14 protein-coding genes are annotated in these 17,047 nt (G+C 72.6%); 3 read left to right on the top strand and 11 right to left on the bottom strand.

The genetic code is table 11. The features are described 5' to 3' along the window. Position 1 precedes the first annotated feature (1 nt). The 8 genes from L3Q67_RS29945 to L3Q67_RS29910 all read right to left on the bottom strand — a co-directional run bounded on the left by L3Q67_RS29945 (position 2) and on the right by L3Q67_RS29910 (position 7,206). Positions 2-241 (bottom strand): acyl carrier protein, encoded by a 240-nt coding sequence (locus tag L3Q67_RS29945; RefSeq protein WP_499184773.1) that lies wholly within the window; start codon positions 239-241, stop codon positions 2-4. Next, positions 235-1,476 carry a ketosynthase chain-length factor gene (locus L3Q67_RS29940; protein ID WP_499184772.1) on the bottom strand — a complete coding sequence of 414 codons (1,242 nt, stop codon included), beginning with the start codon at positions 1,474-1,476 and terminating at the stop codon, positions 235-237. Before L3Q67_RS29940 ends, L3Q67_RS29945 begins: the two co-directional genes overlap by 7 nt. After that, positions 1,473-2,732: a beta-ketoacyl-[acyl-carrier-protein] synthase family protein gene (locus L3Q67_RS29935; protein WP_499184771.1), complete on the bottom strand. Its 1,260-nt coding sequence runs from the start codon at positions 2,730-2,732 to the stop codon at positions 1,473-1,475. Before L3Q67_RS29935 ends, L3Q67_RS29940 begins: the two co-directional genes overlap by 4 nt. After that, on the bottom strand, positions 2,729-3,070 hold the full coding sequence (locus L3Q67_RS29930) for a TcmI family type II polyketide cyclase (protein ID WP_499184770.1): 342 nt from the start codon (positions 3,068-3,070) through the stop codon (positions 2,729-2,731). Before L3Q67_RS29930 ends, L3Q67_RS29935 begins: the two co-directional genes overlap by 4 nt. Then, entirely contained in the window at positions 3,067-4,536 is a 1,470-nt protein-coding gene (locus L3Q67_RS29925; protein ID WP_499184769.1) for an FAD-dependent monooxygenase, read from the bottom strand. Before L3Q67_RS29925 ends, L3Q67_RS29930 begins: the two co-directional genes overlap by 4 nt. Next, entirely contained in the window at positions 4,530-5,504 is a 975-nt protein-coding gene (locus L3Q67_RS29920; RefSeq protein ID WP_499184768.1) for a phytoene/squalene synthase family protein, read from the bottom strand. Before L3Q67_RS29920 ends, L3Q67_RS29925 begins: the two co-directional genes overlap by 7 nt. Further along, positions 5,501-6,595 (bottom strand): hypothetical protein, encoded by a 1,095-nt coding sequence (locus L3Q67_RS29915; RefSeq protein WP_499184767.1) that lies wholly within the window; start codon positions 6,593-6,595, stop codon positions 5,501-5,503. The genes L3Q67_RS29920 and L3Q67_RS29915 overlap by 4 nt, the downstream gene beginning before the upstream one ends. A 122-nt stretch (positions 6,596-6,717) precedes the next feature. After that, positions 6,718-7,206 carry a nuclear transport factor 2 family protein gene (locus tag L3Q67_RS29910; protein WP_499184766.1) on the bottom strand — a complete coding sequence of 163 codons (489 nt, stop codon included), beginning with the start codon at positions 7,204-7,206 and terminating at the stop codon, positions 6,718-6,720. Between the two features lie 209 nt (positions 7,207-7,415). Between L3Q67_RS29910 and L3Q67_RS29905 the strand changes: the two genes are divergently transcribed. Further along, a complete protein-coding gene (locus L3Q67_RS29905; protein ID WP_499184765.1) occupies positions 7,416-8,099 on the top strand; it encodes a response regulator transcription factor in 684 nt (227 codons plus the stop codon). Between the two features lie 21 nt (positions 8,100-8,120). On the opposite strand, the gene L3Q67_RS29900 is transcribed toward L3Q67_RS29905, so the two are convergent. Continuing rightward, positions 8,121-9,371, bottom strand: coding sequence for a Rossmann-fold NAD(P)-binding domain-containing protein (locus L3Q67_RS29900; protein WP_499184764.1), 1,251 nt, complete (start codon positions 9,369-9,371; stop codon positions 8,121-8,123). A gap of 137 nt (positions 9,372-9,508) precedes the next feature. Further along, a complete protein-coding gene (locus L3Q67_RS29895; protein ID WP_499184763.1) occupies positions 9,509-10,039 on the bottom strand; it encodes a hypothetical protein in 531 nt (176 codons plus the stop codon). 236 nt (positions 10,040-10,275) lie between these two features. On the opposite strand from L3Q67_RS29895, the gene L3Q67_RS29890 reads away from it, so the two are divergent. Both L3Q67_RS29890 and L3Q67_RS29885 read left to right on the top strand, forming a co-directional pair. After that, positions 10,276-13,836 carry an ALF repeat-containing protein gene (locus tag L3Q67_RS29890; RefSeq protein WP_499184762.1) on the top strand — a complete coding sequence of 1,187 codons (3,561 nt, stop codon included), beginning with the start codon at positions 10,276-10,278 and terminating at the stop codon, positions 13,834-13,836. A 35-nt stretch (positions 13,837-13,871) separates the two neighbouring features. After that, positions 13,872-15,443, top strand: a complete 1,572-nt coding sequence (locus L3Q67_RS29885) for a tachylectin-related carbohydrate-binding protein (protein WP_499184761.1) — start codon at positions 13,872-13,874, stop codon at positions 15,441-15,443. Positions 15,444-15,585: 142 nt separating this feature from the next. Here L3Q67_RS29885 and L3Q67_RS29880 read toward each other — a convergent pair whose 3' ends face one another. Beyond that, entirely contained in the window at positions 15,586-17,043 is a 1,458-nt protein-coding gene (locus L3Q67_RS29880; protein WP_499184760.1) for an acyl-CoA synthetase, read from the bottom strand. Positions 17,044-17,047: the final 4 nt, after the last annotated feature.

The following is a 17,047-nucleotide window of genomic DNA, read 5'->3' as shown; positions in this document are numbered from 1 at the left end:
TTCAGCCCGCCCGCACGGAGTTGACCAGGTCCAGCAGTTCCCGCGGGGTCCGCACGGTCGTCACCGCGTCGTCGTCGAGGCGGACTCCGTGCTCGCGGCCGATCCGCGCCACGGTTTCGATCAGCGCGATCGAGTCGTAGCCGAGCGACTCGAATTCGACGTCGAGGATGTCGCCGTCGAGCAGGTCGCTCTCCCCCGCGCTCTCGCGCAGGAAGTTCCTCAGTTCGTCCAGGGTCAGCATGGTTCTCCGGTCTCCTCGTTCCGTCGCCGGTTGCGCAGGACCACCGCCGAGTTGAACCCGCCCGCACCGCGGGCGAGCACCACCACCGTGCGCAGATCGGCGGTTCTCGGACTGCCGGTCACCAGGTCGATCCGGTGACCGGGTTCGGGGAGCACGCCGGCGGTGGCAGGCAGCACGCCGTCCCGCAGCGACAGCAGCGCGGTCGCCACGTCGAGCGAGCCACCACCGGCGGCCAGCCGGCCGGTGAGCGCCTTGGGCGCGGTCACCGGCACCGCGTGCGCGCCGAAGACCGCAGTGATCGCGTCGGCCTCGGCGCGGTCTTCGGCCGGGATCGCGGCCGCGTCGGCGAACACCGCGTCCACTTGGCCCGGCTGGATCCCGGCGTCGCGCAACGCCTTTTCGATCGCCCGGCGCAGGGCGGGCGGCCTGCCGCGCTCCGGCGGCGGGTCGAAGGTCGCCGCGTAGCCGGCCAGTTCGCCGTAGATCTTCGGCGCGCCGCGGTCGCGCGCCGAGTTTTCGTCCTCCAGCACCAGGATCGCGCCACCCTCGCCCGGTACGTACCCGGCGGCCCGGCGGTCGAAGGGCAGGTAGGCGGTGCCCGGATCGGAGCCGGTGCTCACCCGCCCGTCCGCGGACAGGGCCACCCAGCCCCACGGGCACAGCGCGCCGTCGACCGCGCCCGAGACGATCACGCGGCTGCCGCGGCGCACCCGTCGCCGGGCCTCCCCGAGCGCGTCGAGCCCGCCTGCCTGCTCGGTGACCACCACACCGCCCGGCCCCTTCAGGCCGTGGCGGATGGAGATCTGCCCGGTGTTGACCGCGTAGAACCAGGCGAACGACTGGTAGGCGCTGACGTGGTCGCCGCCGTGGCGCCACAGCTTCTGCAGTTCCCGCTGGCCGAACTCGAACCCGCCCGCCGAACTGGCGGTGACCACGCCCAGTTCCCCGGCGGGCAGGTCACCGGGCCGGATCCCGGAATCGGCCAGCGCCCAGTCCGCGGCGACCAGGGCGAGCCGGGTCATGTGGTCGGTCTGCGGCAGCAGCCGCCCCGGCAGGTGGTCGGCGGCTTCGAACCCCGGTACCTCCCCGGCCAGGGTCGCCGGGTAACCCGAGGCGTCGAACCGGCGCACCGGCCCGATCCCGCCGCGGCCTGCCAGGGTGGCGGCCCAGTACTGCTCGGTGCCGAGCCCGTTCGGCGCGGTCACGCCGATCCCGGTGAACACCGCGGCGCTCACGCCGCCACCTGCCGGAGCACCACGGCGCTCTGGAAGCCGCCGAAACCGCTGCCCACGCTGAGCACCGTGTCGGTGCGCCACGGGCGGGCGGTCAGCGGCACGTAGTCGAGATCGCACTCCGGGTCCGGCCGGTGCAGGTTCGCCGTCGGCGGCACCACGTCGTGCCGGATGGCCAGCACCGAGGCGGCGATCTCCAGCGCGCCGATGGCGCCCAGGGAGTGCCCGATCATCGACTTGATCGAGCTGACCGGCGTCCGGCGGGCGTGCCCGCCCAGCGCGTGTTTGAACGCCGCGGTCTCGTGCCGGTCGTTCTGCCGGGTGCCCGAACCGTGGGCGTTGACGTAGTCGACCTCCTCGGGAGCGATCCGCGCCTCGTCCAGCGCCGCGGTGATGGCTTCGGCCATCTCGGCGCCGTCCTGGCGCAGGCCGGTCATGTGGTGGGCGTTGCACCGCGTGCCGTACCCGGCGAACTCGGCGTGCACCACCGCCCCGCGCTTCCTGGCGTGGTCGAGGCTTTCCAGCACGAACACCGCCGCGCCCTCTCCGAGCACGAACCCGTTGCGGGTGGCGTCGAACGGGCGGGAGGCGTGCTCCGGGTCGTCGTTGCGCGGGGTGGTCGCCTTGAGCGCGTCGAAGCAGGCCACCGTGATCGGTGAGATCGGCGCGTCGGTGGCGCCCGCGAGCACCACCTCGGCCGAGCCTTCCCGGATCAGCCCGGCCGCGTGCGCGACCGCGTCGAGGCCGGAGGTGCAGCCGGTGGACACCACCGACACCGGCCCCTCCGCGCCGAACTCGACCGCCAGCTCCGCGGCGAACGAACTCGGCACCAGGAAGTTGTGCAGGTGCCGCACGGCGTACCGGTGGTCGACTTCGAACAGCCTGCCCTCGTCGCTGACCACCCGGTACTCCGCTTCGAGCCCGGTGGTGGCCCCGACCGCGGTGCCCAGCGTGACGCCGAGCTCCCCCGGATCGAGCGCGCCGAGGTCGATCCCGCTGTCGTGCACGGCTTCCCTGGCCGCGACCAGCGCGAGCTGCGCGGCGCGGTCCATCCGGCGGGCCTGCCGCGGGGTGAGCCCGGCCGCGGCCGGGTCGAAGTCGATCTCGGCGGCCGTCCGGGACCGGTACGGCGCCGGGTCGAACGCGCTGATCAGCCGGGTCGCCGTCCGGCCGGAGCTGAGCAGGTCCCAGAACGGCCCGGTCCCCGTGCCACCGGGCGCGAGCACCCCGATGCCGGTGATCACCACCCGTGCGCTCATCCGGACCGCTCCGCCGGCCAGTGGTAGAAGCGTTCGGCCATGGCGTCCTTCGGCGACCGCCAGGTCTGCGGGTCGTAGGCGGTGATGAACGGCTTGAGCTCGGTGCTGATCCGGACGAACTCGGGCCGGGTTTTGGCCGCTTCGATCCGTTCGGCCCCTTCGTCGCCGTCGAAGTCCTGTAGGTGGAAGTACAGGCCGCGGTAGTGGAACAACTGCCGCCGCCGGGTGCCCATCAGCCCGGGGGTCTCGCCACGGTCGAACTCGGTGAAGAGGGCGGCGACCTCGGCGCTCGAGGCCGCGTCCATCCGCGCCACGATCAGCGTGCTGTGCCCGTTCACCCCGTCACCCCCGCCGGGACCTGCCGGGGCGCGCCGAACCAGCGCCCGAGTTCGGTTTCCAGGTCCGAGGTGCCGGTCCAGGCCACGTAGCCGTCGGGGCGCAGCAGCACCGCGTCCAGCCCGGCGGGCCAGCCCGACGGCGTGTGCGCGAGCGGCCGGGCGGCCACGACGTCGACCCGGTCGGCCCAGCGGGCGGCGGCCGCGGCGTACTCCGCCGATTCGGTGCTGTCGATCAGCACCCCGCGCCCGCCGTGCAGCAGTTCCGCCACCGTCGTCCGGTGGTCGAGCGGCACGTCCGGCATCCGCATCCCCAATGGCGGCGGGCCGTCCCCGGCGTCGTAACGGATGTCCAGGCCGCTCACCATGCCCGCCAGGTGCCGGGCGGCGTCCGGGATCGCCATCAGCTCGGCCGTGATCGCGCGCAGCGGGTCGATCTCCTCGCCGCTGAGGTAGAGCAGTCCCTGGGCGAGGGTGTTCCGCAGCACCCGGGCGCCGACCGGGTGGCGTTCGGCGTGGTAGGTGTCGAGCAGGCCGGGGGGCGCGGTGTCGCGCACGGTCGCGGCGAGCTTCCAGCCGAGGTTCACCGCGTCCTGGACGCCGAGGCTGAGCCCCTGCCCGCCGGCGGGCAGGTGGATGTGCGCCGCGTCGCCCGCGAGCAGCACCCGGCCCTTCCGGTAGGTGGTGACCTGGCGGGTGGCGTCGGTGAACCGGCTGTGCCACCGGACCTCGGCGTCGTGCAGGCGCTGCCCGGTGAGCTCCTGCCAGCGGTCGGCGATCTCGGCGAAGCCGGGTTCGCCCTCGCGCGGGGACAGGCCCAGCGGGCAGACGATGATCCGGTCCACCCCGTCGCCCAGCGGCGCGGCCATCACCATGCCACCGGCCACCCGTTCCCCGATGAAGCGCGGCCGGATGTCACAGCCCGCCACGTCGGCCAGGTACATCTCCCTGGTCGCCTCCGTGCCGGGGAAGTCGAACCCGGCCAGCCGGCGGACCGTGCTCCGGCCACCGTCGCAGCCGACGAGGTAAGTGGCGGAGAACTCGGCCCGGCCGTCCGGTCCCTCGGCCACCACCGCCACGCCGTCCCCGGTGTCGGACAGCTCGACGAGGGTGTGCCCGCGCAGGATCCGCGCGCCCAGTTCCCCGGCCCACTGTTCGAGCACCGCCTCGACCCGGTGCTGGGGAATGCCCCTGGCGCCGAAGTGCGCGCCCTCGAGCACGCTGAAGTCCAGCGGGATGCCGCCGAAGTGGCCCTGCGCGGCGGTTTCCACCACGCCGAAGCGGTCCAGCAGGCCGCGCTGGCCGAACACCTCCGTGGCGCGGGCGGTGAACCCGAGGCCGCGAGACTGTCCACTCGGGACGGTCAGCGACTCGAGCACCACCACGTCCGCGCCGCCGAGGCGGAGTTCACCGGCCAGCATCAGGCCCACCGGCCCGCCGCCGACCACCAGCACATCGTGCTTCACCACTGGTACCCCTTCCGCTCGAGCGCCGCCTTGGTGATGTCGCGATAGGTCCGGGCGAGCGCACTCGCCTTGAACGAAGCCGGCGCGCGGTAGCCGGGCTCCAGGTGTGCCACCGGGTCCCGTTCCAGCGCGACCAGCCGCAGCTCGTTGAGCGCGAACTCCCACTCGATGAAGGTGCGGGAGGTGACCGGCAGCAGCGCCGGCCACGGCCGGGCCCGGTCGAAGCCCTCCCGGACGCGCCGCACCTCGGTGGCCAGCAGGTCCCGCAGCGCCTGGCCGGGACGGCCACCGCGCAGCCGGGCTTCGAGCTCCGCGCGGCTCAGCCCCGCCGCCGTCAGGCTCTCCACCGGCAGGTAGAGGCAGCCGAGTTCGAGGTCTTCGCGCAGGTCCCACAGGAAGTCGATCATCTGGAACGAGGTGGTCGCCCCGCGGCAGAGCTCGGCCGCCTCCTCGCTCTCGTTGCCCAGCAGGCGGTTCGCCCACACCGCGGGCATCAGCGTCACCGTGTCGATGAACCGCTGGAGCTCGCCGCGGGTGCGGTATTCGGTCACGGTCAGCGTGTCGCGCTGGCCCTGCACCCACCGGGGCACCTCGTCGAGCGGCAGGTCCCACGTCCGCATCAGGTGCACGAAGGCGCGGGCGATCGCGTTGTCGGACTCCTCGTCGCGGGAAGAGGCCGTGGCAGGCAGTTCTTCCTTCACCGCCGCCGAGAAGGCCGCTTCCCATTCCGCCAGGCGCCGTGCCCGGATCTCGGTGCTGTGCTCGCGGACGTCGACGATGTCGTCGACGTAGGTGATGAACGCGAACAGCACTTCGAAGTACGGGCGGTTCGACGGCGGGAACATGAAGCGGATCGCCGTGCCGGAACCGCGGGTCCTGGCCTGGCGCCGGAGCAGTTCGCTGGCTTTGCGGTAGGCGTCGCGGTCCAGCGGGTGGCGGATGCCCGCGGCGTCGAGTTCGGTGTCCTTCACCGCGCACCCCCGTTCCCGGCAGGCTGCGAAAGGCGCAGTGCGCTGGCCGCGAACAAGGTGGACAGCGCGCGGGAGCCGAAGTAGACCGGGAACCGCCCGAGCCGGTAGTACGGCGAAGCCGGCCAGGCACCGTCCTGGTCCTGCTGTCCGGCGAGCAGCTGCCGCCGGGCGGACTGGCCGTCGTGCACCCCGGTGTTCACCGCGGTGATGGTGCGCAGCGCCACGTTGATCGACCGGTCCCGGTCGGCGCCCCCGTCCGCCTCCAGTTCGCGCAGGGCGGCGGCGAGCGGGCCGGCCAGGGGTTCCCGGCAGTCGGCGAACCGGCCGGCCAGCCGGGAAACCGAGTGCAGGAACGCTTCGGGGTACGGGTAGTACCGGCTGCCGTCGCGGTAGGCACCGGAGAGCAGGTGGTCCGCCACGTAGCGCTGGGTCGCCTCGATCACCTCGTCCGCCCGCACCAGTCCCTGCCGCGCCGCCTCCTTGAGTACACAAAGGACGTTCGCGCAGACGACCGGGTCGTGCTTGCGCCCCCGGACCAGCTTCCCGTCGTCCCAGTACACGGTGACCACCCCCGGCAGCACCGGTGCCGCGTCGCGCCCGTCGTCATCGGGTGGCGCGGCGGCGCGCAGCAGTTCGTTCGCGAAGGCCGAGAGTTCGGCACCGGTGAGCAGTTCCTGGTCGAGCAGGCCCTGGGCGGCGACCGCGGTGCAGTCGGTGTCCGCCGGGAAGCTGCCCGCCTCGGTGAACAACCGGATGCGGTGCCCCGCCCGGCCGCGGTCGAGCAGCCGGGCGAAACCGCGCGCCAGCACGTCCTCCTCGGGCGGCAGCAGCGACAGGCCGAGGATCACCGTCGACAGGTCGTCGCCGAAGTCGAACCCGACGTCGACCCCCAGTTCCCGGCGGATCGCCGCGCGGGCTTCGCCGATCCGGTGCGAGCGGGCGAAGGAGGGGTCGAACGCCACCCGCGACAGCATCCGGTCCTCACTGTCCACACAGGACCGGATGAAGGAGATCGCCCGGTCGAGCGCCAGCGCGGCGGTCGCCGCCGGTTCACCCGCCCGCATGGGCATGACTTTTTCGCGCAGGTTCATGCTGTGACTTCCCGGACTCGATTTCACGGTTTCGCCGGACGGCGGTGACGGTGCGATCAATTCTCACCGGTTCATGAATGCCGGGTCAATGCGCACCGATTCAAGGAAATGACAATTCGGGGTCAGGAAAGCGGCAGGGAATCGCCGGTGAACACCTCCGGCAATTCCGCGTCACCGCCCACCCACACCGGGTGGAACTCCAGCACGCGGAAGCGCCAGCCGTCCGGCCCGCGCACCGCCTCGGCGTCGTAGTAGCCACCGAGGGTGAAGTGCACCGACGGGCGAGCGACCTCGGGCACGTGCACGGCGACCAGGTGGGCGCGTACCCGCGCCACGTCCCCGTCCGGCTCGACCAGCACGGTGGACCCGGTGTGCAGCGTCTTCTCGAACCGGCTGCGGCCCTGGGCGTGGAACTCGGCCAGCCCGGCGAGCCCGTGGAACTCGCCCAGCGGGAACCGCGCGCGCACGTCCTCGGTGAACACCCGGGCGCACCAGTCGTCGCCGGTGTACCGGTCCAGCGACACCAGGTAGCGGTCGGCCAGCTCGCGCAACTCCAGGCGGTCCGCCAGCTCCCGGTCCGGGGTGTGAGCCCCGGGTGTGGGCAGCACCATTTCAGCCTCCTGTGAAAAGGGATAGGTGGATTTCACCCAGGCTGGCACGGCGGCGCGGAAGTGGTCAACGAACTTGCCGGAACCTTGCCGCAACCTTGTGTCAGATCTTGGCAAAGCGCCCGGTGGCCACCCGCCTTCTCCGGCCGCCGTGATCTGCGGTTCTGCTATCGTCCGAAACGTTAATCCAACTGCGATCCACTGGGGGATCTGTGGCGCGGATATTGTGTACCGACGGCGATCCGGAGCGGGTGGCCGCGATCGCCGTCACCCTGCGGCAGCAGGGCCACGAAGTATCCAAAGTAGACAACGAGTCGGCGGTGGTGGCCTGGGCGCCGTTCGCCGACGTGGTGGTGCTCGACCTCGACGTGCCGGCGTTGAACGGCTACGAAGCGTGCCGGCGGATCCGGGCGGGTTCCGCCGTCCCGATCATCGGGACGGCGGGCCACGACTCCGACCTCGACCGGGTGCTCGGGCTGTGCAGCGGGCTGAGCGCGTTCCTGCCCAAACCGTTCGACGGCAGGCAACTGCTGCAGCGGATCCACGCCGCGGTGGGCCGCGGGGGCCCGCGGCCGGACGAGATCGTCCACGGGCCGCTGCGGATCACCCCGCAGAGCCGCGAGGTGCGGGTCGGCGAGCAGCAGGTCGAGCTGACGAGGAAGGAGTTCGACCTGCTGCACCTGCTCGCGGCGGAACCGGGCCGGGTGTTCACCCGGCGGGAGATCATGTACGTGGTGTGGAACGACGAGTGGGCCCGCTCCAGCCGCACCATCGACACGCACGTGAGCAGCCTGCGCGGCAAGCTCGGCCTGACCTCGGTGATCCACACCGTGCGCGGCGTGGGCTTCCGGATCGGGCTCGACGAGCGGCTGCGCTCCTGGTCCGCCTCCGCCTGACCCGGTGGCACCGGCGCCCGGTCACCGCACGGGCTCCGGTGCCACCGGTGCGCTGATGTCCAGCGCCTTCATCCGCTGCGCCTTCGCCGCGGTGGTGTCCAGCACCCGGCGGAAGAAACCACCGGTACGCGGTGACTTCAGCCCGCGGAGCACCGTGGACCGGGCGACCCGCTGGAACCGGCTCGCCGGGGTGAAGAACTGCCGCTGCTTGAGCGCCTCCCGCTGGTGGTAGGTGACGAACGGGCGCAGGCGGTGCTCCCAGTCCCGCAGGGCGAGGTCGACGCGGCCGGGGTGGTGCGCCAGCAGGGTGCCGAGCAGTTGCGCGGCCGCCATGCCCGCCGACGCCCCCATGCCCGAGTAGAGGGTCATGCACCACGCCGAGTCGCCCAGCAGCACCACGCGGCCGTGGTGCCAGCGGTCCAATCGGATCTGCTCCGCCGAGTCGAACAACGGCCGCTCGGCGCGCTCGAACTCGGCCAGCACCGCCGCCAGCAGCCCGCCGGGCGGTTCCGGGCCGAAGGCGGCGCGCAGGCGGTCGATCGGCGGGGCGGTGAACTCCGCGGCCACATCGGTGGTGCGGTAGGAGAACAACGCCGCCGGGGTGGTGCCGGTGAAGGGGAACAACCACATCGACCGGCCGACCTCGGCGAGCACCGCGCCGTCACCCGGCTCGAAGCCGGGCACCGGCCGTGCCAGTTTCACCGCGCCCACCATGTAGTTCAGCCGCCGCACGTGGGCGTCCACCGGCCCGAAGAGCAGCTCGCGCACGGCCGAGCGGACCCCGTCGGCGCCGACCACCAGGTCGAACCGTTCGGTGCCCAGCCGGCCGGTCGCGGTGTCGAGCAGGGTCACCTCGACACCGCCGGGGTCCTGCTCGAGCGCGACCGGCTCGGTGGCGAACCGGATCTCCACGCCGGGCGGCAGCGCCCGGAACGCCGCCGCCTCCACGTCCCCGCGCAGCAGCACCCGCGGCGTGCCGGGCAGTTCGTGGAAGCCCACGGACCGGCGGCCCCGGCCGGACCGGTCCACCTCGTAGGTGGTGCCGCCGCGGCTGGCGCGGTCGGCCAGGTCTCCCAGGAAGCCCAGCCGCTCCGCCGCGGCCAGGCCCGCGCCGAACAGGCCCAGGAAGTACCCCTCGGTGCGGCGGGCCGGGGCCCGTTCCACGAGCACCGGCTCCCAGCCGACGCGCCGCAGCCGGATCGCCGTGGAAAGACCGCTGATGCCCAGGCCGACGACAAGTGCGCGGCGGCCGTTCCCGTTGCTGGTGATCACGACTCCCGATGCTTTCCGGAAAATTGTTTTCCTGGTGCCCACCGCCTTTCTAGCGAATCCGGAGAACAGTCGTCAAGCCGAACTTCCCACTACAAATTTTCGTCAAATTCCCGGCCGACGTCGCGGCGGCGGAAACTTCAGACAATGCGCAACTCCATCAGCGCGGCTTCCACCCCGGTGTCGCTTTCCCCGACCGGCTTCCAGAGCCCGGCCGCGACGTCGTAGGTCTTGGACTGGCCGTTGGCCGCGGTGAGCTTGGCGCTGAGGTTCTTGTCGCCGCCGTAGATCAGGTAGACGCTGGGGACCTGCATGCTCAGGTAGCCGACCTTGCCGACCGCCCGGAAGCAGACGTCCCCCGCCGCCCGGCTCCTGAGCTGGATCAGGGTGTTCTCCCCGCAGTCGGCCAGGGTGATGTGCCCGTCGCCCCGGCCGACCACGATGCCGCGTTCGGCCAGGATCTCCTCGGCGTTGGGGTGGAGGAAGTCCTCGACCAGGTGCGTGGGGGCGTCGGCCGCGGGTGCCGCCGCGACCTGCAGGGCGGGCACGGCCGGCGCCGCCCCGCCACCGCCCGCGGCCCCGGCGAGACCGGTGGCCCCGGCCACCGCGGCCCCGGCCAGCAGTGCGGTCAGCGCGACTTTGGCGCCCGAGGGCAGTTTCGATGATGGCATGGTTGTTTTCCTTCGGCATAGGCGGGGAAGAGATTCGAACAACGGCCAGAATGCCATCACCGCAGCCGAACTGGCGATAAGCCATTCGGCCGATTGCCGGTACCGGGTCTGCTGCTACTTTCATTTAGCTCGGCGGCTGATCCCGCCCCGCACGGGGGCTGGACCGCCGAGCCGTTTTCTTTTCAATTCTCTGACATTTCCCGCACATTGTGCTGCCCAGGAGCGAGAGGATCGAGATGGCGAGACCGAGACGATTACCGAGACGGGTGCTGGCGCTGCCGCTGGCGGCGATGACCGCGGTGTCGCTGCTGGTGGCCCCCGCGCAGGCCACCGCGGCCCAGCCACCGTCGGCGCAGACCGCGCTGACCGATCGCGCGGTGGCGTTTTCGATCATGAAGGCCGGTGGTCCCGGCGTGGCGAGGGCGGCGGAGACCGCGCTCGCGGGCACCGACGAGGACGTGCGCGTGTTCCTGGCCACCGGGTTCGGCGTGGCCGAGGGACACGACCTGCGGGCGCGCGTCGGGCAGATGCTCGCCGAAGGCGGGCCCGGCGTGCGCCGGGCCGCGCAGACCGCGCTCGGCGGTTCGGCGGAGACCCTGCGCACCTTCCTCGCCTCCGGGTGGCAACGCCCGTGGGAGGACGACATGCGCGTGCAGATCGCGCAGCTGATCAACACCGGTGGCCCCGGGGTGAAGGCGGCGGCGCAGCAGGCGCTCAGCGGCACGGTCCAGCAGCTGATGACCTTCCTCGGCACCGGCCGCCAGACCGCCAAGGACGACGACGACCGGGTGCGGGTCGGGCAGATCATGAACGCCGGTGGCCCGGCGGTGAACCGGGCGGCGCAGGCCGCGCTCAACGGCTCGATCGAAGAGGTGCGGGCCTTCCTGCTCGACGGCTACCTCGTCGCGGCGGCACGCGATCACGAGACGCTCTCCGTGGCGCAGCTGGCGGATCTGGCCAAGGAAGCCGGAACCCAGGCCGCGCAGCAGACCGAGGTGGCCAGGGACGCCTCCGGCAAGGCCGTCGAGGCGGCGAGGCTGGCCAAGGAGGCCGGTGAGACCGCGGCCCGCGAAGCGCAGGCGGCGCAGGATTCGGCGATCCGGGCGGGCAACGCCGCCGGGCGGGCGGCCGACGCCGCCGGGCGGGCCGCCCAGGCCGCGCAGGTGGCTGGGGAAGCTTCCCGGGCCGCGAACGACGCGGCCAGGGTGGCGGCCAACGCGGCGGGACAGGCGTCGCAAGCGGCGTCGCTGGCCAGCCAGACCGCGGCCAAGGCACGGAAGGCGGCACAGGCCGCGGCCGGTGACCGGCAGCACGCCGAGGCCGCGCGGCAGGCGTCGGTGGAAGCACACCGGGTCGCGCAGGACGCGCGGGTGGCGGCGCAGGCGGCGGACGCGGCGGTGACCGCGGCGAACGCGGCGGCCACCGCGGCGCAGGCGGCCGGATCGGCGGCGGCCAACGCCACCGCGGCGGCGGATGCGGCGCTGCAGGCCGGGAACTACGCCCAGCAGGCCGGAGCCAGCGCCGAGGAGGCCAGGCGCGCCGGGGAACGGGCCAAGCAGGCGGCCGCGGAGGCGACCAGGGCGGCGAACGTGGCCAAGGCCATCGCGCAGGAGGCGGCGGCCGCGGCGGCGGAGTCGCGCGACGCGGCGAACCAGGCGGCCCAGCACGCCACCGCCGCCGGTGACGCGGCGTACCAGGCCTACCTGCACGCCGGTGAGTCCGCCGGGCAGGCGGACAAGGCGCAGGCCGCGGCGGACGCGGCCGACCTCGCCGCCGACCAGGCCGAAGGTGCGGTCACCACGGCGAACAAGGTCAGCACCGTGGCCCGCAAGGCCGACTCCGAGCGGCTGCTCGTCCAGCAGAACAGGCAGGTGCGCGAGGCGCGGACGGCGAAGCAGGCGGAAGCCGATCGCGCCGCGGCCGCGGCCTGGGAAGCGGGACAGCAGGCCAGACTGGACGCCGAGGCCCAGCGCCTGCTGGACCAGGCGAGGGACCCGGCGGCCGCCCCGGCGCTGGTGGTCTCGAACGGCCGGAAGGTGGCCGCGCGGCTGGCCAAGACCGGCGGTCCCTGGGTACAGGACGCCGCGGAGTTCGCCCTGACCGGCACCGAAACCGATGTCACCGAGTTCGTGCGCTCCGCGCTGGCCACGGCCACCGAGCGGGACGACCGGGCCAGCGTGGGTGCCATCGCCGACTCCGCGGGCAAACCGGCGCAGCGCACCGCCGCGCTGGGCGTGCTGGCCGCGAGCCACGACCAGGTCAAGCAGTTCCTGCGCACCCGGTACTACCCCGGCAAGGACGACGACGACCGCATCGAGCTGGCCCGGATCATGAACGAAGGCGGGCCGGGGGTGCGCGCGGGTGCCCAGCGGGCGCTGAGCGGCACGATCGAGCAGGTGCGCGAGTTCCTCGCGGTCGGGCAGCACACCGCCCGGCGGGCCGACGACGCCGTGCTGGTCGGGCAGGCGCTCAACACCGGCGGCCCCGAGGTGAAGGCCTCGGCGCAGGCGGCGTTGTCCGGTCCGGACACCTACGTGCGCACCTTCGTCACCGTCGGACTGCACCAGGCCCAGCAGCGGGACGCGGACACCGCGGCCCACGTGGCCGAGATCGGTGGTTACCTGGCCGCCGCGTCGAGGTCGGCGGCCGGTGCCCGGCAGAACGCGTTCCTCGCGCTCAGCTACGCCGCGACCGCCCGCCACGCCGCGGACCAAGCCGCGCAGTACGCGAACCAGGCCGAGACCTCCCGGATCCAAGCGGGCGAGTACGCCGCACAGGCGGCGGCTTCCGCGGACCAGGCGGAGCGCTCGGCGGCCGACGCCGCCCGGTCGGCCCAGCTGGCCCGCGAAGCCGAAGCGGCCGCGCACCGCAGCGCCGGTCAGGCCCAGCAGTCGGTGATCAGCGCCCAGGACTCGGCGAACAAGGCCACCGGTTCGGCGAACGCCGCCAAGGAAGCCGCCGACCGCGCACGGGCGGACGCGCTGGCGGCGGGCAAGTCCGCCGCCGAGGCGGCCAGGCTGGCCCGTGAAGCCGCCGACCGGGCGGCCGAACTCGAACGACAGGAGGAAGAAGCCCGCAGGCGGGCCGAGGACGCCGCCCGCAAGCCCGAACCGGCGCCGGGGCAGCCCCCGCGGCCCAACGACCCCAACTACGACGCGGCGATGCGCAACTTCTTCGGCGGTGTCCCGGCCGATGACGTGCGCCAGGTGTGGGACACCAGCGCCAAGATGCCCGGCCGCGGGATCATCATCATGCGGTTCTTCATCCACTCCGACGACGCGGCCTTCGGCCTGCTCGACGGCGACGACCGCGGCTTCTCGATGGACCCGGGCGCCTCGGCGCGCATCATCGCGGCCTGGGACACCGACACCGGCAAGGTCAGCTACACCGTCACCAAGTCCACCAAGAAAGGCGGCTACATCTGGTCGCCGGGGGGCGCGGTGCGCATGCCCGACCGGGTCTTCCCCGCCCACCCGATCCGCCCCGGCGGGGACAACGACCTGCGGGTCCGCATCCAGCAGAACGGCTACCTGGCCGCGGACTACACCGGGCTCAACGGGCTGCTGCCGCTGTTCCAGGTCAACGGCCGGGTCGAGGTCAAGATCGACGAGCAGGTCGGCACCAGGAGCTACATCGGCGGTGACGACTACCCCGACTTCGAGGTGGTCCAGTACTGGAAGAACGAAGCCCCGCGCAACCTCGGCACGGACAGCATGGCCGCCGTGTTGCAGGGCGTGGCCAGCGCGCCCGCGATGGGCCACCGCTCGCACTCCTGGGTCAACGGCCAGCCCGCCTAGGGCCCGATCAACCACACGACTGGGGAAGGGAAACCATGAGAACCCAGAGATACGCGAGACGGTCGGTGGCGGCGCTGGCCGCCTCGACCGCGATCGCGGCGCTGCTGGCCGTACCGGCCGCCGCGGTCACCAACGGCACGCCCACCGGCGCCTACGGCGAGCCGTACTGGCACACCGCACGCATCACCATCGGCGACAACTTCCGCTCCTGTTCGGGCACGCTCATCTCCGACCAGTGGCTCGTCACCGCCGCCAGCTGCTTCGCCGAGAACCCGGCGCAGGGCTTCCGGATCAACCCGGGACCGCCGAGCAGGCCCGCCACCGCCGAGTTCTGGTACGGCGCGGTGCAGGCGAAAGGCGGTGGCGGGACGTACCTGCTGAGCCAGCGGATCATCGACCTCAAGCCCCGCGAGGATCGCGACCTGGTCTTCGCCAAGCTCGAAACGCGTTCCGGGCTCGGCGGCGCGCGGCTGCCGTCCCGGCCGCCGCAGCAGGCGGAGACGCTGCAGCTCGCCGGGTTCGGCCGGACCGCCACCGACTGGGTGCCGCTGAAGCAGCACATCGCCGGCACCGCGGTCTCCTCGGTTTCGGACACCACGTTCACCGTCTCGGGCGCGTCGGACACCTGCCGCGGTGACGCCGGTGGCCCCGCCTACCGGGGTGACCAGTGGGAGCCCGAACTGGCGGGCGTCCACAGCACGTCCTGGCAGAAGGGCTGCTTCGGCTCGTCGGAGACCCGCAGCGGTTCCGTGGAGACCCGGGTGGACGACCTGCTCGACTGGTTCGGCCAGCACAACCCCGACCAGTTCCTCGAGTGCTCGATCTTCACCAGGTTCTATTCCACCAAAGCGGGCGCGGTGAAGTACGCCCAGAACGTCCGCACGCCCAACAGCACCCTGATCCCGGCGCTCGACGGCGTCGACTACTGGCCCTCGGTCGGAACTTACGGGTTCTCGGTGCCCGGCACGCTCAAGGCCGGACCGGACGTCGTCTGGTCGGTGCACCAGAAGACCGGCGCCACCGACCCGTTCAACGACGGCGACCTGCGCCTGTGGAACGTGCCGAGCTGGGATTTCATCGGCGGTGAGCGGGTCGGGACCGGCTGGCAGCACTACCTGTCCGCGGCCAACCGCGACAAGCTCACCGTGGACGAGAAGGGCCGGATCTACCGCATCGACCCCAACGGTGACCTGCGCCTGTTCGTCTGGGACACCGCGGCCAAGCGCTGGCAGAACGACGCCGGCGTGGTGCTCGACACCGGCTGGGGCCGCTTCAACTCCATCACCGCCGCCGGTGACGGCGTGCTCTACGGCCGCACCACCGCCGGGGCGCTCATCCGCTTCCACTACCACCACGCCACCCAGGCGTGGGTGCAGCGCGAGCAGGTGACGCCGGGCAACTGGAGCGGCTACGCCCAACTCGTCTCACCGGGCGGCGACGTCATCTACGGCACGCTGCTGCCGTCCACTTCGCAGAAGATCGCGTGGACGCGGTACAACCCGCGCACCAACACCTGGGCCACGCACCGCGTGGTCGGCACCGGCGCCCACTGGGGCGGTGACCACTCGATCACGCTGAAGCCCAACGTCTGCGTCGGCACGCGCTGACGCAGACGACCACGAACGCCACCGCGCGGGCCGGGCCCCGGTTCGCGCGGTGGCGTTCGTGCGTCAGTCATCCGAACCCGTGCGGCAGCGGCTCGAAACCGAGGAGGACACCGTCTCCCGGTTCGGCAGGCACGCCGGGCCGTCACTGTTCCCGCGCACCCTCGGCCGAGCGGCGCAGCTCCGCCTTGCGGATCTTGCCGGATCCGGTGCGGGGCAACGCCTCGACCACCTCGAAGGTCACCGGGATCTTGTACTTGGCGAGCCTGCCGAGCAGGAAGTCCCGCAGTCCCGGCTCGGACACTTCGCTGCGGCACACCAGGAAAGCCTTGCCCACCTCGCCCCACTTCGGGTCCGGCACGCCGATCACGGCCGCTTCCGCGACGGCCGGGTGCTCCTGGAGTGCCGCCTCCACTTCGGCCGGGTAGACGTTTTCGCCGCCGGAGACGAACATGTCCTTGAGCCGGTCGATGATGTGGAAGTGCCCGTCCGCGTCGACCGTGGCGACGTCGCCCGAGCGGAACCAGCCGTCCTCGGTGCGCGCGGCCGCGGTCGCCTCGGGATTGTTCCAGTAGCCCGGCGATACGTTGGGGCCCTTGAGCAACACCTCACCGGGCTCGCCCGGCGGGGCATCCACCTTGGCGTCACCGAAGAACACCGCGACCCCGGCCGAACCAGCCTTGCGCAGGCTCTCCCCCGCCTCCAGGAACGTCCCGCCCGGCGCGGTCTCGGTGAGCCCGTAACCCTGGCAGAACACCAGCCCGCGATCCTGGTAGGTCCGCACGAGCGCGAGCGGCACCGAAGCCCCACCGCACAACAGCGTCCGCAACGAGGACAGGTCGGCCGTGGCCCAGCGCGGTGACGCGGCCAGCGCGGCGAACATCGTCGGCACGCCGAACGCCATCGTGACGCGGTGCCGCTCGATCAGGTCGTAGCAGGCGTCGACCTCCCACGCCCTGGTCAGCACCGAGCAGCCGCCCTTGATGAACGTGGGCAGCAGCGTCTGGGCGAGTGCCGCGACGTGGAACAGCGGCGCGGACACCAGTGTCACCTCGTCGGCGGTGACGTCCACGCCGACGAGCAGGTTGTAGGTGTTCCAGATGAGGTTGGCGTGGCTGAGCATCGCGCCCTTGGGCCGCCCGGTGGTGCCGGAGGTGTAGAGGATGAGCGCGATGTCGTCCGGGCGGACCACGGTGTCGATCGGGGTGGCTTGGGCGTACGCGGTGTCCGCCGGGACCGCGTCGACGTCCAGTTGCGCCGCGATCCCGGCGTACTCCGGCGCGTGGAGCAGGAGCCGGGCACCGCAGTCGGCCAGCGCGTACGCCAGTTCCGGTGCGGTGAGGCGGAAGTTGAGCGGGACGAAGACAGCGCCGAGCCGGTGCGCGGCGAACATGGCCTCGGCGAACGACGGGTGGTTCGGCCCCAGGTAGGCGACCCGGTCGCCAGCCGACACCCCGCGCCCGGCCAGGTACGCCGCCACGGATGCGGTGCGGCCGGCGAACTCGGCGTAGGTGATCGACCGTCCATCGTGGACGAACGCGGTGCGGCCGGGCGACATCCGCGCCCGCCGCACCGGCCACGTCCCCAGTCCTTCGTCGAGCATGTGC

The sequence above is a fragment of the Saccharothrix sp. AJ9571 genome (assembly GCF_021725495.1).
Classification (GTDB): Bacteria; Actinomycetota; Actinomycetes; order Mycobacteriales; family Pseudonocardiaceae; genus Amycolatopsis; species Amycolatopsis magusensis.
Note: the sequence above shows the minus strand (reverse complement) of the source record. Positions and strands in the feature narration are given on the sequence as shown.

Excerpts from the sequence above, each read along its gene's own strand:
- L3Q67_RS29945 (WP_499184773.1), bottom strand. The coding sequence starts at position 241 with ATGCTGACCCTGGACGAACTGAGGAACTTCCTGCGCGAGAGCGCGGGG.
- L3Q67_RS29935 (WP_499184771.1), bottom strand. The coding sequence starts at position 2,732 with ATGAGCGCACGGGTGGTGATCACCGGCATCGGGGTGCTCGCGCCCGGT.
- L3Q67_RS29915 (WP_499184767.1), bottom strand. The coding sequence starts at position 6,595 with ATGAACCTGCGCGAAAAAGTCATGCCCATGCGGGCGGGTGAACCGGCG.
- L3Q67_RS29910 (WP_499184766.1), bottom strand. The coding sequence starts at position 7,206 with ATGGTGCTGCCCACACCCGGGGCTCACACCCCGGACCGGGAGCTGGCG.
- L3Q67_RS29895 (WP_499184763.1), bottom strand. The coding sequence starts at position 10,039 with ATGCCATCATCGAAACTGCCCTCGGGCGCCAAAGTCGCGCTGACCGCA.
- L3Q67_RS29890 (WP_499184762.1), top strand. The coding sequence starts at position 10,276 with ATGGCGAGACCGAGACGATTACCGAGACGGGTGCTGGCGCTGCCGCTG.
- L3Q67_RS29885 (WP_499184761.1), top strand. The coding sequence starts at position 13,872 with ATGAGAACCCAGAGATACGCGAGACGGTCGGTGGCGGCGCTGGCCGCC.
- L3Q67_RS29880 (WP_499184760.1), bottom strand. The coding sequence starts at position 17,043 with ATGCTCGACGAAGGACTGGGGACGTGGCCGGTGCGGCGGGCGCGGATG.